The 14,246-nt window shown below is 73.2% G+C and carries 12 protein-coding genes; 10 read left to right on the forward strand and 2 right to left on the reverse strand.

Annotated features, from left to right (window positions below; translation table 11 throughout):
• The first annotated feature begins 9 nt into the window (after positions 1-9).
• From BXA10_RS16670 to BXA10_RS16680, 3 genes are all read left to right on the forward strand, one after another.
• Positions 10-1,368: a hemolysin family protein gene (locus BXA10_RS16670; RefSeq protein ID WP_076471310.1), complete on the forward strand. Its 1,359-nt coding sequence runs from the start codon at positions 10-12 to the stop codon at positions 1,366-1,368.
• Positions 1,365-2,429 carry a hemolysin family protein gene (locus BXA10_RS16675; RefSeq protein ID WP_076471311.1) on the forward strand — a complete coding sequence of 355 codons (1,065 nt, stop codon included), beginning with the start codon at positions 1,365-1,367 and terminating at the stop codon, positions 2,427-2,429. Before BXA10_RS16670 ends, BXA10_RS16675 begins: the two co-directional genes overlap by 4 nt.
• A gap of 256 nt (positions 2,430-2,685) precedes the next feature.
• The gene (locus tag BXA10_RS16680; protein ID WP_076471312.1) at positions 2,686-3,615 is read left to right on the forward strand and encodes a sporulation protein; all 930 of its coding nucleotides are present in this window, start codon (positions 2,686-2,688) and stop codon (positions 3,613-3,615) included.
• 60 nt (positions 3,616-3,675) lie between these two features.
• Here BXA10_RS16680 and leuE read toward each other — a convergent pair whose 3' ends face one another.
• Positions 3,676-4,344, reverse strand: a complete 669-nt coding sequence (leuE, locus tag BXA10_RS16685) for a leucine efflux protein LeuE (RefSeq protein WP_076471479.1) — start codon at positions 4,342-4,344, stop codon at positions 3,676-3,678.
• Positions 4,344-5,612 (reverse strand): bifunctional pyridoxamine 5'-phosphate oxidase family protein/GNAT family N-acetyltransferase, encoded by a 1,269-nt coding sequence (locus BXA10_RS16690; protein ID WP_076471313.1) that lies wholly within the window; start codon positions 5,610-5,612, stop codon positions 4,344-4,346. Before BXA10_RS16690 ends, leuE begins: the two co-directional genes overlap by 1 nt.
• Before the next feature lie 35 nt (positions 5,613-5,647).
• On the opposite strand from BXA10_RS16690, the gene BXA10_RS16695 reads away from it, so the two are divergent.
• The 7 genes from BXA10_RS16695 (at position 5,648) to rny (ending at position 14,156) form a co-directional block, all read left to right on the forward strand.
• On the forward strand, positions 5,648-6,988 hold the full coding sequence (locus BXA10_RS16695) for an aminotransferase class I/II-fold pyridoxal phosphate-dependent enzyme (protein WP_076471314.1): 1,341 nt from the start codon (positions 5,648-5,650) through the stop codon (positions 6,986-6,988).
• Positions 6,989-7,361: 373 nt separating this feature from the next.
• Positions 7,362-8,063 (forward strand): UdgX family uracil-DNA binding protein, encoded by a 702-nt coding sequence (locus tag BXA10_RS16700; protein ID WP_076471315.1) that lies wholly within the window; start codon positions 7,362-7,364, stop codon positions 8,061-8,063.
• 182 nt (positions 8,064-8,245) lie between these two features.
• Positions 8,246-9,592: an MFS transporter gene (locus BXA10_RS16705; RefSeq protein WP_076471316.1), complete on the forward strand. Its 1,347-nt coding sequence runs from the start codon at positions 8,246-8,248 to the stop codon at positions 9,590-9,592.
• A 4-nt stretch (positions 9,593-9,596) separates the two neighbouring features.
• A complete protein-coding gene (locus BXA10_RS16710) occupies positions 9,597-9,797 on the forward strand; it encodes a DUF3046 domain-containing protein (RefSeq protein WP_076471317.1) in 201 nt (66 codons plus the stop codon).
• Positions 9,798-9,981: 184 nt separating this feature from the next.
• Complete coding sequence (gene recA, locus BXA10_RS16715) at positions 9,982-11,028, forward strand: recombinase RecA (RefSeq protein ID WP_076471318.1); 1,047 nt, start codon at positions 9,982-9,984, stop codon at positions 11,026-11,028.
• A gap of 8 nt (positions 11,029-11,036) precedes the next feature.
• Positions 11,037-11,738 carry a regulatory protein RecX gene (locus BXA10_RS16720; protein WP_076471319.1) on the forward strand — a complete coding sequence of 234 codons (702 nt, stop codon included), beginning with the start codon at positions 11,037-11,039 and terminating at the stop codon, positions 11,736-11,738.
• 654 nt (positions 11,739-12,392) lie between these two features.
• Positions 12,393-14,156 carry a ribonuclease Y gene (gene rny, locus BXA10_RS16725; RefSeq protein WP_076471320.1) on the forward strand — a complete coding sequence of 588 codons (1,764 nt, stop codon included), beginning with the start codon at positions 12,393-12,395 and terminating at the stop codon, positions 14,154-14,156.
• Positions 14,157-14,246 lie beyond the last annotated feature (90 nt).

Below are 14,246 nucleotides of genomic sequence, written 5' to 3' on the forward strand. Positions count from 1 at the left end.
GAGCCTCCCGTGCTGATCGTCCTGGGCCTGGTCCTGATCATCGTTCTCACCGCACTCACCGGCTACTTCGTGGCCCAGGAGTTCGGCTTCGTCGCCGTGGACCGGGGCAAGCTGCGCCAGCTTGCGGAGGAGGGCGACCAGCCCGCCGCCCGGGCACTCGAGGTGACCAGCCGGCTCTCCTTCATGCTCTCGGGAGCACAACTCGGCATCACCGTCACCGCTCTGCTGGTCGGTTACGCGGCCGAGCCGTACCTCGGTGCCGGCTTGGCCGATCTGCTCGGTCTCGCCGGGGTCGCCGAGTCGCTCAGTCTGCCCCTGTCCGTCGCGCTCGCCCTGATCATCGCCACCGTGGTGCAGATGGTTCTGGGCGAGCTGGCCCCGAAGAACCTCGCCATCGCCCGCGCCGAACCGGTGACCCGGGCGCTCGCACGGTCGACCCTCATGTACCTGAAGGTGGCCGGCCCGGTGGTCCGGCTCTTCGACAAGTCCGCGGTGCGGCTGCTGCGTCGCGTCGGCATCGAGCCGATCGAGGAGTTGCCCAGCGGCGCCACCCCGGAGGACCTGGAACAGATCATCGCCGAGTCCCGCAACGAGGGGCATCTGGACGTGGAGATGTCCACCCTGCTCGACCGGGGGTTGGACTTCCGCGAGCTCAGCGCCGGCGAGGCCATGGTGCCGCGGGTGGACGTGCACACCGTACGCGCCGACCAGCCGGTCAGCCGGGTGGTCGAGCTGCTGGACACCGGCCACTCCCGCTTCCCCGTCCAGGGCGCGGAAGGGGTGGACGACCTGGTCGGGGTGGTCGGCATCTCCGACGTGCTCGGCGTACCCCAGCACGAGCGGGCCACCACCCCGGTGAGCGCGGTGGCCGTACCGCCGCTGCTGGTGCCCGAGACGCTGCCGCTGCCGACGGTGCTGGACCGGCTGCGGTCCGGCCATCGGCAGCTGGCCTGCGTGGTCGACGAGTACGGCGGCTTCGCCGGGGTGATCACCCTGGAGGACATCGCCGAGGAACTGGTCGGCCCGATCCGTGACGAGGACGACCCGCCGGAACGGGCTCCGGCCCAGCAGGCCGACGGCTCCTGGGTCGTGCCGGCCCGCTGGCGGATCGACGAGGTGGCGGACAGCACCGGCATCGCACTGCCCGAAGCGCCCGAGTACGACACGCTCTCCGGCCTGGTCATGCGCGAGCTCGGGCGGGTGCCCGAGGTCGGTGACCGGCTCGAGATCAGCCTGGCGCCCGACGCCGAGGACGGTGAGGCGGAGCCGCGCGCCCTGGTGGAGGTGCTCGCCGTCGACCGGCACGTGGCCGACTCGGTGCGCCTGCGGCTCACCGAGACCGGCAACCGCCCGGAGGTGTCGGCATGAGCCCCGGGGTCGCGCTGTTCACCTCGGCGGTGCTGCTGGCGCTCAACGGGTTCTTCGTGGCCGCCGAGTTCGCCCTGGTCGCGAGCAAGCGGTACCGCCTGGAGCAGGCCGCGGCCGGCGGCGGGCGGGCCGCCCGGGCCGCGCTGGACGGCGTACGCGAGCTGTCGCTGATGCTCGCCGGCGCGCAGCTGGGGATCACGCTGTGCACGCTGGGCCTCGGTGCGCTCGCCGAGCCCGCGATCGAGCACCTGGCCAGTCCCGTGCTGCACGCGGTGGGGTTGCCGGATGCGCCCAGCCACATCGTGGCGCTGGTGTTCGCGCTGGCGCTGGTCACCTTCCTGCACCTGATCGTCGGTGAGATGGCGCCGAAGTCCTGGGCGATCACCGACGCGGAACGCTCGGCCATGCTGCTGGCGCTGCCGTTCCGGGCGTTCGCCCGGGTCTCCCGGCCGGTGCTCAGCGCGCTCAACGCGCTGGCCAACTCGATCCTGCGGCTGGTCCGGGTCAACCCGCAGGACCAGCTGGCGCAGGTGCACGGCCCGGACGAGCTGCGGATGCTGCTGGAGCAGTCCCGGGAGCACGGGCTGCTCGGCGCCGAGCAGCACCAGTTGCTGACCAGCATGCTGGAGTTGCAGGGCACCACGGTGGCCCAGGTGATGGAGCCGTTCTCGACCATGGTGACGGTCTACCGGGGCGACTCCGCCGAGCGGATCGAGCAGGTCAGCCGGGAGAGCGGCCGGTCCCGTCTGGCGGTGCTGGACGCGGCGGGTGACGTCTGCGGTCTGGTGCACGTACGGGAGGCGGTGCGCGCCGTCACCACGGGCCAGCGGGCCGTGGCCGGTGACCTCATGAGCACCGCCTTCATCCTGCCGGCGGAGGCGTCGGTGACCGAGGCGGTCGCCGCCATGCGTGCCCGCCAGTCCCAGCTCGCCCTGGTGCGCAACGGCGGCGGCCCGACCCGGCCGGTCGGTTTCGTGGCGCTGGAGGACCTGTTGGAAGAGGTCATCGGTGAGTTCGACGACGAGACCGACCCGGTGCCGCGCGGTCGCCGGTTGAGGTGACCCCCGGTCCCCGACCGGGGACGGACGGCTCGTACGAGTACCCAGCGGACCCCGACCACCGGTCGGGGTCCGCTGGGATTCGGCCGGCCGAACGGCGACAGCAGAGGCGCTCCGGGTCGTGTGCGCGCCGTCGCAGCGGGAAGGAACCAGGTATCCGGGGCGGCGGGGCGACTCTGGCGGGCGTCACTGGACCTGCTCGGCGAGGCGTGGCCCTGGTGCCGGTGGGGTGGACGTGGGTGCGACGGTAGGGGGTCCGGTGCGGTTCACGGGGGTGTCGCCCGAGTCCAGCTGGACCGGCCTGACCGTGCACACGGCGCTCACCAATCCGAGCACCCGGCCGGGGTTGCGGCTGCCCGGCCGGGTGACGGTGACCGCCGGCTCGACGGATGTGCCGGTGCGGCACGTCCGGCTCGGCCTGGTGGCCACGGCCGAGCCGGACGACCCGTCGGCGCCGCGCCGACTGGTGCAGTTCCACGGCGCGGCGCTGTCCGGCGCGTTCGTGCTCCGGGCGCGGCGGGGACGTACCATCCCGTTCCAGTTCCCGGTGCCCTGGGAGACCCCGGTGACCATCTTCGGCGGCGTGCCGCTGCTCAGCCTCCGGATGGGCCTGCGCACGGAGGTCGCGATCGATCCGGCGCTCGACCAGGGTGCGATGGTGCCGGTCTTCGTGCACCCGCTGCCCACGCAGGGACACGTGCTCGCCGCGTTGGACACCCTCGGGTTCACCCTGCGGCAGGCCGGGATGGTGGACGCGCGGCTGCCCGGCGTGGAGCAGACGCTGCCGCTGCACCAGCGCATCGGCTTCTGGGCGGCCCCGCTCTACGCCGGGCCGATCACGGAACTCGAGCTGATCTTCATGACCAACTCGGCCGGCCTGGAGGTGATCTTCTGGATGGACCGCCGGCTCGCCCTGGCCGGGCTGACCCACCAGAGCATCAGCCGCTTCCGGGCCTGGCACGCCGGCGCCGAGCAGCGGGACTGGGTGGGCATCGTGGACGGCTGGCTGCGGGAGGCGATCAACCGGCACGCGGCGGCTGCCGCCCATGCCGACTGGTCCGCCCAGCTCACCGAGTCCGCGCACGTCAGCCGCCCGCCCGACGAGCCGCTCCAGCCGGGGACCGGGCTCGGCGGCACCGCGGGCGGCCCGGGGGTCGGCGGCGGTGGCGGAGGCGGCGACGGCACCTGAGCCGATCGTGCACCGCCCGGCTTCCCGCTCTCAGCAGGGCGCCCGACGCGCACCCGCCGGCTACATGCTCGCGGTCGCCAGCTTGGCGCTGAAGCCCAGGAACAGGGCGGCGATGCCGGTGGTGGCGCCGGCCGCGAGCCGGCGGCGGCGACGGAACTGCGTGGCCAGGAAGGTGCCCGTGAAGATCAGCGTGGTCAGGTACAGCGCGCTGGCCAGCTGCGCGATCAATCCGAGCAGCACGAACGAGAGCGCCGGCCAGTGGTACGCCGGGTCGACGAACTGGATGAAGAACGAGACGAAGAAGAGGATCGCCTTGGGGTTGAGCAGGCTGATCACCAGCGCCTTGCGGAACGGGCCGCGCATCTCCGCCGGCTCCGACGCGTCGATCAGCCGCGGCGTGGTCGGGTCGTCGCGGTCGCGCCAGCGCCGCCACGCGCCGCGCAGCATGGTCAGACCCATGTAGCCCAGGTACGCGGCGCCCGCGTACTTGATCACGAGGAAGAGCGGGGGGTAAGCCTTGAGCAGGGACGCCACCCCGGCGGCGGAGAGGAACATCAGCACCCCGTCGCCGAGGAAGACCCCGCCGGCGGCCCGGTAGCCCGCCGCCACGCCGCGCTTGGCGGCGGTGGAGAGCACGAACAGTGAGTTGGGACCGGGCAGCAGGATGATGGCCACGGTGCCCAGCACGTACGTCTCGATGTCGGTGATCCCCAGCACGCCGGCCATCATCACGCCGCCGGCACCGCCCGGCGAAGCCTTTCCCGCAGCGTCCGCTGTGCGTTCGGCCACGCCTCGACGGTCAGGGCGTACTGCACGGTGTCCCGCCAGGAGCCGTCCGGGCGCTGCCGGTGCATCCGCAGGACCCCCTCGCGGGTCGCGCCGAGCCGTTCGATGGCCCGCTGGGAGCGTTCGTTGCGGATGTCGGTGTGCCAGACCACCCGGACCGCGCCCAGGTCCTCGAAGGCGCGGGTGAGCAGCAGCAACTTCGCCTCGGTGTTGATCCCCGTACGCCACCACGGCCGGCCGAGCCAGGTGTAGCCGATCGCCACCGACCGGCGCTGCGGGCCCAATTCGTAGTAGGAGGTGCTGCCGACCACCGCGCCGGTGACCGCGCAGCGCTGCACCCAGGGCACCCGCTCGCCGCGGTCGTGGGCGGCCAGCGCTTCGGTGATCACCGCGGCCGTGGCCGGGGCGTCGACCGGCAGCGGACGCCACAGGTGCCGCCAGACCTCCGGGTCGGCGGTGGCGGCGTGCAGCTCGTCGGTGTGCGCGAGGTCGAGCGGTTCGAGCACCACGTGCTCGCCGCTCAGGACCGCCGGGTCGAGCCAGGGCGAGCGCCCCGGGCGCAGGTATGCCGGGACCGGGGCGGTGACGCCGGCGTCCGTCTCGGGTCGGCCCCGGGTGAGCCGCAGCGGCACCACCCCGGCCCAGTGCGGCAGGCCGAGGTCGGCTTCCTCGTCGCCTACGCCACCACCGCGGGTGCGCAGCGAGACCTCGTGCAGCGGCAGCGCCAGCACCGCGGTCTCGGCCAGCTCCTTGCGGCTCGGCGGGCGGCTGTCCGCGCTGCGTCCGGCGGCGACCTTCTCCACCAGGGCCGTCATCACGTCGGCCTTCTCCCGTTCGTCGGTCACCAGTCGGGCGGTGCCGTGCGCGACCACCGAGCGGTAGTTGGCGCTGTGGTGGAACTGGGCCCGGGCGTAGATCAGCGCGTCGAGCAGGGTGACCGCCACGGCGACCGGCAAACCGTCTCCCCGGGCGGCGAGCAGCGGCCGGCTGCCGGTGGAGCCGTGCAGGTAGAGCGTGTCGCCGACGCGCACGTGCATGGTCGGCAGGACCCGCGGCTCGCCGTCCACCGTGAACCCGAGCACGCAGTGGTACGCCTCGTCCAGCACCGCGTGCACGGCCGACCGGTCGTAGCTCATCCGGTCGCGGGGGCGCTTCGCGGTCGTCCGCTCGGTCCGGGGATAGGTGGTCGGGTCGACTCCGGGGGTGGCCATCGCATCCGCCTTTGTTCTAGTACAATCTTTGATTTGTGTCAGCACGCTATCAGGTCACCGGGGCGACGGCCGTCGAGATCTCGGCCAGCATCGAGTCCGGCATCCGCACCGCCGCCCTGCCGCCCGGCGCCGCGCTACCGCCGGTCCGCGCCCTCGCCGCCGAGCTGGCCGTCAGCCCGGCCACCGTCGCCCGCGCCTACCAGGAGCTCCGCCAGCGTGGGCTGGTCGCCACCGCCGGCCGGCACGGCACCCGGGTCCGGCCGCGCCCGCCGGTGGCGGCCCGCCGTTCGGCGCTGCGCCCGCCGCCCGCACCCGGTCTACGCGACCTCTCCGCCGGCGAGCCCGACCCGTCCCTGCTGCCGTCGCTCGGCCCCCACCTGGCCGCCCTCGCCGTCGACGCGGGACCTCCGATCGGCTACTCGGGCGGCGGGGTGCTCCCCGAGCTGGCCGAGGCGGCCCGCGCCCGGCTCGCCGGCGACGGCGTACCGGCCGGGGAACTGACCCTCACCGGCGGCGCGCTCGACGGCATCGAACGGCTGCTCGGCGCTCACCTGCGCCCCGGCGACGCGGTCGCGGTGGAGGACCCGGGTTGGGCCAACCTGCTCGACCTGATCGCCGCGCTGGGGCTACGCCCGGTCGGCGTACCGGTGGACGACGAGGGGCCGATGGTGGCCGGGGTGTCGGCCGCGCTCGCCGCCGGAGCCCGCGCACTGGTCGTGACCAGCCGCGCCCAGAACCCGACCGGCGCCGCGGTCTCCGCCGCCCGCGCGGCGGCGCTGCGTGAGCTCCTCGCCGGCTGGCCGGACCTGCTGCTGATCGAGGACGACCACGCCGCCGAACTCGCCCGCGTACCGCTGCACCCGCTGGCCGGGGCGACCGGAAGCTGGGCGTTCCTCCGCTCGGCCAGCAAGCCCTTCGGCCCGGACCTGCGGATCGCGGTGCTGGTGGGCGACGAGACCACCGTGGCCCGGGTGGCCGGTCGGGCCCGGGTCGGCGCCGGCTGGGTCTCCACCGTGCTGCAACGGCTGCTGCTCGCGCTCTGGCGCGACCCGGCCGTCGCCGAAATGGTCGACCGCGCGGCGGAGAGCTACGAGCGGCGGCGGTCCGCACTGCGCGCCGCGCTCGCCGAGCGGGGGCTGGACGCCTGCGGCCGCAGCGGTATCAACGTCTGGCTGCCCGTTCCGGACGAGACGAGCGCGGTGACCGCGCTGCGTGACGCTGGTTGGTCGGTCGCTCCCGGCGCGCTGTACCGGATCGCCGCCGAACCGGGCCTGCGGATCACGGTCAGCTCGCTCGCCGACGCCGACATCGGCCCGCTCGCCGAGACGCTGGCCCGCGCCGTCCGACTGCCGTACCCGGGAGGCTTCGCCGCCTGAGGCGTGCCGTGCCCGGCCGATCCGGGCTGGCCGCCCGGCCGTCGTCCCTGCCGCACCCGGCTCGGGCGTCCGGTGCGGCAGGGGCGTCCGCGCGTGGGCGTCCGGCGCCGGGAGCGGGCGTCAGGCGCGGACGGGCGGGTAACCGCGGTGCGGGAGGAGGGCATCCATGGCGTCGTCGGGGGCTAGGAAGGTCATCTGGATCGCGATCGCCGTCGCGGTGGTCGTGCTCGTCATCGTGATCATCGCGATGATGTCCGACGACGCCGGTGGCAGTTACTGACCGCAGCGGTCACGCCGCGACCGCTGCGCACGACCGGGCACCCGCCGGGCCGGCGTACCCGGCACCGATCCCCGAACGGGTATAAAAGTCGGCATGGCCGAGCAGACCGCGAACGCTCCCGGCGCCCAACGGTTCATCCCGCCGGAGGCGGACACCATCGACGAACTGCGCGCGGCGGCTGCCGGCTGCCGCGGCTGCGAGCTGTACCGCGACGCGTCGCAGACCGTCTTCGGGCGGGGCGACGAGAGCGCCCGGGTGGTGTTCGTGGGTGAGCAGCCCGGCGACATGGAGGACCAGAAGGGTCTGCCTTTCGTCGGTCCGGCCGGTCGGCTGCTACGCCGGGCGGTCGACGACGCCGGCCTCGATCCCGGCTCGATCTACCTCACGAACACCGTCAAGCACTTCCGCTTCTCGCTGCGCGGGAAACGGCGCATCCACCAGACGCCGGACCAGGTGCACATCACCGCCTGCCGGCCCTGGCTGGTCGCGGAGTTCGCCCGTCTGCGTCCGGAGGTCGTCGTGGTGCTCGGCGCCACCGCGGCCAAGGCGCTGCTCGGTCCGGCGTTCCGGGTCACCCGGCAGCGCGGCGAGCTGCTGCCCTGGCCGGCCTCCGCCCAGCATCCGGAGGACTTCCAGCGCGTGCCGGTGGACAGGTCCGGGAAGCTGGCCGACAGCCCGCCGGTCCAGCTGCTCGCCACCATCCACCCGTCGGCGGTGCTGCGTGCCGACGACCAGGACAAGGCGTACGAGGGGCTGGTCGCCGACCTCACCGTCGCCGCCCGCGCCCTCGGCTGACCCGGCACCCGCCCGACGCCCTCCTGTCGCGCCGGCCGGCCCTGGCCAACGCGCTGATCATGGAAGTTATCGTCCCGACACGCTGGGTTGACGTGCAACAACTTCATGATCAACAGGGCTGGGTGGCGGACGGGTGCGCGATTATGTAGGCCCCTCGGCACCCCTTATCGCGAGGAGCCCACATGGCCACCGAACTGACCGCGCCGACACCGGTCCGCCCGGACGTCGCGCCGATCCAGCGGCGTACCCTGCGCCTGCTCTTCGGCACCCAGATCGTCGGCGGGATCGGTGTCACCATCGGCATCTCGGTCGGGGCACTGCTCGCCGCGCGGGTCGCCGGCACCGCGCTGGCCGGTCTGGCGCAGAGCGCCTCCGTGGTGGGTGGGGCGCTGCTCGCGGTTCCGGTCACCCGGATCATGAACGGGCACGGCCGCCGGCCCGGTCTCGCGGTCGCGTACCTGGCCGGTGCCCTCGGGGCGGTGCTGGTCGTGCTCGCCACGGTCACCGACTTCGTGCCGCTGCTGTTCCTCGGAATGCTCTTCTTCGGTGGCGGCACCGCCGCCAACCTCCAGGCCCGCTACACGGCCGTGGATCTCGCCGAGCCGGCTCGGCGGGGCCGTCAGCTCTCGCTGATCGTCTGGGCCACCACGATCGGCGCGGTGGCCGCTCCGAACTTCGCCGACCTGGCCGACCACGCCACCACCGGCTGGGGCCTGCCGCCGCTGGCCGGGCCGTTCGCGTTCAGCGCTGCCGCGTTCGTGCTCGCCGCCGGCGTACTGCTGGCGCTGCTGCGGCCCGACCCGCTGCTGACCGCGCGCCGGCTGGCGGCGCCCGCCGCGCTGGTGGCGGCCGGCGCCGCGCCCGAGGTCACCCCACCGGCCGGGGCCGTCACCCCTCCGGCCGTGACCGCCAGGCGCGGAGCCGGGATGCGCGCGGCCTGGCAGGTGGTACGCGGCCTGCCCGCCGCCCGGCTCGGCATCGCCGCGGTGGCGGTGGGCCACGTGGTGATGGTGGCGGTCATGTCGATGACCCCGGTGCGGCTCGGTGAGTCGCACAGCGACGCGGACGTGCTACGGGTGGTCGGCATCGTGCTGAGCCTGCACATCGCGGGCATGTACGCGCTCTCCCCGCTGGTGGGTTGGCTCACCGACCGGCTCGGCCGGCGGGCGGTGATCCTCCTCGGCGTCGTGCTGCTGCTCGCCGCGTGCGCGGTCGCCGGGACGGCCGGGCACCACACGCCCCGGCTCTCGATCGGTCTGGTCCTGCTCGGTCTGGGGTGGTCCGGCACCATGGTCGCGGGCTCCACGCTGCTCTCCGAGTCGGTGCCGACGGCCGTCCGTCCGAGCGTGCAGGGCTTCTCCGACCTGACGATGGGACTGGCCGGCGCGGTGGCCGCGGCGGTCAGCGGGTTTGTCATGCGGGGCCCCGGTTATCCGGTCCTCACCCTGCTCGCCGCGGTCGCCACCGTGCCCCTGGTGGCGCTAGCGTTGCGGCCGGTGCCGGCGGGGGCACCGGACGAGGAGGACTGATCACGTGCGGCTGACCGACTTCTGGGCGCGGCTGGAGGAGGCATTCGGCCCCGGCTACGCGGCCAGCATCGCCCACGACCAGGTGCTTGCCCAACTCGGTGGACGGACCATCGAGCAGGCCCTCGCCGAGGGTGAGGAGACGCATGTGGTGTGGCGGGCGGTCTGCGCGGCCTATCCCGACCGGGTGCCGGCGCGACTACGCTGAGCAGCGGTTTCCGCCGATCCGCGTGTCGCTTGCGTAGTCGTACACCTGTTCGGCTATTGTCCACAGCGGGGTGCTCGTCCACAGCTCGCGGCCCGTCGGCTGGTTTTCTGTCGGACCCAGCGCCTAGCGTGTCCGCGTGACGCGAAGCTCAGCAAAGACGCCGGCGAAGGCAGGGGTGGCAACGATGGTGGCAGCGCCTGACCGGGAGAAGGCACTCGACCTTGCTCTCGCTCAGATCGACAAGCAGTTCGGCAAGGGCTCGGTGATGCGTCTGGGGGAGCGGCCGGTCGTCCAGACCGCCGTGATCCCGACCGGCTCCATCGCGCTCGACGTGGCGCTCGGCGTGGGCGGCCTGCCGCGTGGCCGGGTCATCGAGATCTACGGCCCGGAGTCCAGCGGTAAGACCACTGTCGCCCTGCACGCGGTGGCCAACGCCCAGCGGGCCGGCGGCATCGCCGGCTTCATCGACGCGGAGCACGCGCTCGACCCGGAGTACGCGAAGGCCCTCGGTGTCGACACCGACGCGCTGCTCGTGTCCCAGCCCGACACCGGTGAGCAGGCGCTCGAGATCGCCGACATGCTGGTCCGCTCGGGCGCGCTCGACATCATCGTGATCGACTCGGTGGCCGCGCTGGTGCCGCGCGCCGAGATCGAGGGCGAGATGGGCGACAGCCACGTCGGTCTCCAGGCCCGGCTCATGAGCCAGGCGCTGCGGAAGATCACCGGTGTGCTCAACAACACCGGCACCACGGCGATTTTCATCAACCAGCTTCGCGAGAAGATCGGCGTGATGTTCGGCAGCCCGGAGACCACCACCGGTGGCCGGGCGCTGAAGTTCTACGCCTCGGTCCGGCTCGACGTCCGCCGCATCGAGAGCCTCAAGGACGGCACCGACGTGGTCGGTAACCGGACCCGGGTCAAGGTCGTGAAGAACAAGGTCGCCGCGCCGTTCAAGCAGGCCGAGTTCGACATCATGTACGGCAAGGGCATCTCCCGTGAGGGCTCGCTGATCGACGTGGGCGTGGAGCAGGGGATCATTCGCAAGTCCGGCGCCTGGTACACGTACGACGGCGACCAGCTCGGCCAGGGCAAGGAGAAGGCTCGCGAGTTCCTCCGCGAGAACCCGGACGTGGCCGCCGAGATCGAGAAGAAGATCCTGGAGAAGCTCGGTGTCGGGGTTGCCGGGAGCGACGCGGCGGGTGGCCCGGAGCTGCCGCCGGTCGACTTCTGATCTGACCTGTGGCAGGACGACGAGCCCGCGCGGGGCGAGGCTGGGATGCCAGCCCACCCCGCTCGGGCGATGCCACCACGCCTCGCCCTCGCCGTGGGCGCCGGGGGAGGGCAGAGGAACCTGACCCGACGGAAGCCGCCGCCCCCGTCCCGCCCCGGGACGAGGCCGAGGTGGCCAGGGAGATCTGCCTGCGGCAGCTCGCCGTGCGGCCACGTACTCGCGCCGAGCTGGCCGGGGCCCTGGCGAAACGGGGCATCTCCGAAGAGGTGGCCGCTCAGGTCCTCGACCGCTACGACGAGGTCGGCATCATCGATGACGCCGCGTTCGCCCGGGCCTGGGTGAGCAGCCGGCACACCGGGCGGGGCCTGGCCCGCCGGGCGCTGGCCAACGAGTTGCGGCAGCGCGGCGTCGACGGCGACGTCGCGAGCGAGGCGCTCGGTGAGCTCAGTGAGGAGACCGAGGCGGAGACCGCACGGGCGCTGGTCGAGCGGAAGCTGCGTACCGCCCGGGGCGAGCCGGACGCGGTCTTCCGCCGGCTGGTCGGGATGCTGGCCCGCAAGGGCTATCCGCCCGGGGTGGCGATCCGGGCGGTGAAGGACGCACTGGCCGCCCAGAGCGCCGAGGCCGCCGAGTTCGCCGAGCAGATCGACGCGGACGCTCTGGCCGAGGCGGAGAGCGAGATCGAGCGCGACGGCCGGTCGGCCGACTGACGGGCCGGCCTGGCCGTCTCCGGTTCCGCGGGGTGGTCGGTCTCCGGTTCCCAGGCCTGGCCGGTCTCCGGTCCTCGGTGGGCCGGTCCTCGGTTTTCGGCCTGCCAGGAGCAACTCGACTTCCATGAAGTCGGGGTATCAGCCGAGCCGGAATGCCCTGACTTCATGGAAGTCGAGTGGATCAAGGAGCGCCGGCCCCGGTCGTCGTGGCGTTTGTCCCCCCGTGTCCGCACGTTCATCAGCACTGGGTGACGATGCAACTTCTCTCCGTTCGGGGGGTTTGATCATGAGTTCTTGACCAGAGCACCCCTGGCGACCTAGCCTCGCCATACAGGCTCACATTGCCCGACCAGCGCAGGCTAAGCGCACAACATAGATCGCGTAACAGAACAGCAACGCTTTGGTCGGCTCGCCCGGCCTGATACGCCAGCTCCGGACAGGCCGGTCCGGGGCTGACGCGACAACTGCACTCGGCCACCGACGATGCCCGCGGGCACCGCCGGTGGAGCAACCTACCCACGGCCAGTCGCTCCGGTCGGGCGTCCAGAGCCGCAGGAGCGTGCCTCCGGCACGGTTGCTGCGGCGCCGACGTTCAGGGGAGGCGGCCATGGCGGGACGGCACAGGTTGACCGGTGGTCCGCGCGGAGTCCCCGCATGAGCGTCTTCGACACGGTGCTCCTCGTCCTGGTCCTGATCCTGATCCTCGTGGTCATCGGCGCGCTGGCGATCGGTCTGCGGACACTGCGCGGGATGCGCGGCACCCCCACGGCGGACCCGGCCTTCATCGCCGAGAAGGATCGGCAGGAGCAGTCCCTCGCCGCGTTACGCAGCGCGGCCGACGAGGCGAACAGCACCATCGACGTGGCGAAGTCCGCGGCCGCGGCGGCGCGGGCCGAGGCCGCCGCGGCGAAGGCGGAGGCGAAGGCGGCCCGGGCGGAGGCCCGCCGGGTGCTCGACGATGCCCGCGCCGAGGCCGACACGGTCCTGGAGCGTGCGCACAAGCAGGCCGAAGCCGACGCGGAGCAGTTGCGTACGGCCGCGCGGCGCGGCGGTGAGCGCGAGGTGGCGGTACTCGCCGCGACCACCCGCGAGCAGGCCGCCGAGGTGGACCGCCGGGCGGCCCGGATGGACGAGCGGGAGCGCCTGCACACCGAGGAGGTCGAGCGGCTCGCCGAGCGCGAACGGCAATTGAGCGCGGCGAGCGCCGCGCTGGCCGCTCGGTCTGCCGCGCTCGACCAGCGGGAGGCCGAGCTGGCCGAGGCGGAGACCCGGCGCCGGTGCGAACTGGAGCGGGTCGCCGGACTCACCGCCGAGGCTGCCCGGGCGGAGCTGATCGAGGCGATCGAGGGGCAGGCCAAGCGGGAGGCGGCGCTGCTGGTCCGCGACATCGAGGCCGAGGCACGCGGTACCGCCGAGCAGCGGGCCCGCCACATCGTGGTGGACGCGATCCAGCGGGTGGCCAGCGAGCAGACCGCGGAGAGCGTGGTCAGCGTGCTGCACCTGCCCGGAGACGAGATGAAGGGCCGGATCATCGGCCGGGAGGGCCGCAACATCCGAGCCTTCGAGTCGGTGACCGGGGTCAACCTGATCATCGACGACACCCCCGAGGCGGTGCTGCTCTCCTGCTTCGACCCGGTCCGCCGCGAGGTCGGGCGGCTAACCCTCGAGAAGCTGGTGCTGGACGGGCGGATCCACCCGCACCGGATCGAGGAGGTCTACGACCTGGCCCGGCAGGAGGTCGAGCAGCTCTGCCGGCGGGCCGCCGAGGACGCGCTCGTCGAGGTCGGCATCACCGAGATCCACCCCGAGCTGATCACCCTGCTGGGCCGGTTGCGTTACCGGACCTCGTACGGGCAGAACGTGCTCAAGCACCTCGTCGAGACCGCCCACATCGCCGGCGTCATGGCCGCCGAGCTGCGCCTGGACGTACCGCTGATCAAGCGGTCCGCGTTCCTGCACGACATCGGCAAGGCGCTCACCCACGAGGTGGAAGGCAGCCACGCCATCATCGGCGCCGATCTGGCCCGCAAGTACGGCGAGAGCGAAGAGGTGGTGCACGCGATCGAGGCGCACCACAACGAGGTGCAGCCGCAGACCGTGGAGGCCGTCCTCACCCAGGCCTCCGACGCCTGTTCCGGCGGTCGGCCGGGCGCCCGGCGGGAGAGCCTGGAGGCGTACGTCAAGCGCCTGGAGCGGATCGAGGAGATCGCCGGTGGCAAGGGCGGCGTGGAGAAGGTCTTCGCCATGCAGGCCGGCCGGGAGATCCGGGTGATGGTCAAGCCGGAGCACGTGGACGACATCGGCGCCGCCGTACTGGCCCGGGACGTGGCCAAGCAGATCGAGGAGGAGCTGACGTACCCCGGTCAGATCCGGGTGACGGTGGTCCGCGAGTCCCGGGTCACCGAGATCGCCCGCTGACCGGTCTCGCGCCGGAGCGCCCGCCGCGTAGGCGGCGGGCGGACCGCAGGGCGAAGCAATACCGTGCCGCGAAGCGAGGCGGTTGCCGGG

This window comes from Micromonospora avicenniae, assembly GCF_900156065.1.
Classification (GTDB): Bacteria; Actinomycetota; Actinomycetes; order Mycobacteriales; family Micromonosporaceae; genus Micromonospora; species Micromonospora avicenniae.

What these genes read in the sequence shown, in the direction of transcription:
- BXA10_RS16675 (WP_076471311.1), top strand. Translation starts at nt 1,365, where the DNA reads ATGAGCCCCGGGGTCGCGCTGTTCACCTCGGCGGTGCTGCTGGCGCTC.
- leuE (WP_076471479.1), bottom strand. Translation starts at nt 4,344, where the DNA reads ATGATGGCCGGCGTGCTGGGGATCACCGACATCGAGACGTACGTGCTG.
- BXA10_RS16690 (WP_076471313.1), bottom strand. Translation starts at nt 5,612, where the DNA reads ATGGCCACCCCCGGAGTCGACCCGACCACCTATCCCCGGACCGAGCGG.
- BXA10_RS16700 (WP_076471315.1), top strand. Translation starts at nt 7,362, where the DNA reads ATGGCCGAGCAGACCGCGAACGCTCCCGGCGCCCAACGGTTCATCCCG.
- BXA10_RS16705 (WP_076471316.1), top strand. Translation starts at nt 8,246, where the DNA reads ATGGCCACCGAACTGACCGCGCCGACACCGGTCCGCCCGGACGTCGCG.
- recA (WP_076471318.1), top strand. Translation starts at nt 9,982, where the DNA reads ATGGTGGCAGCGCCTGACCGGGAGAAGGCACTCGACCTTGCTCTCGCT.
- rny (WP_076471320.1), top strand. Translation starts at nt 12,393, where the DNA reads ATGAGCGTCTTCGACACGGTGCTCCTCGTCCTGGTCCTGATCCTGATC.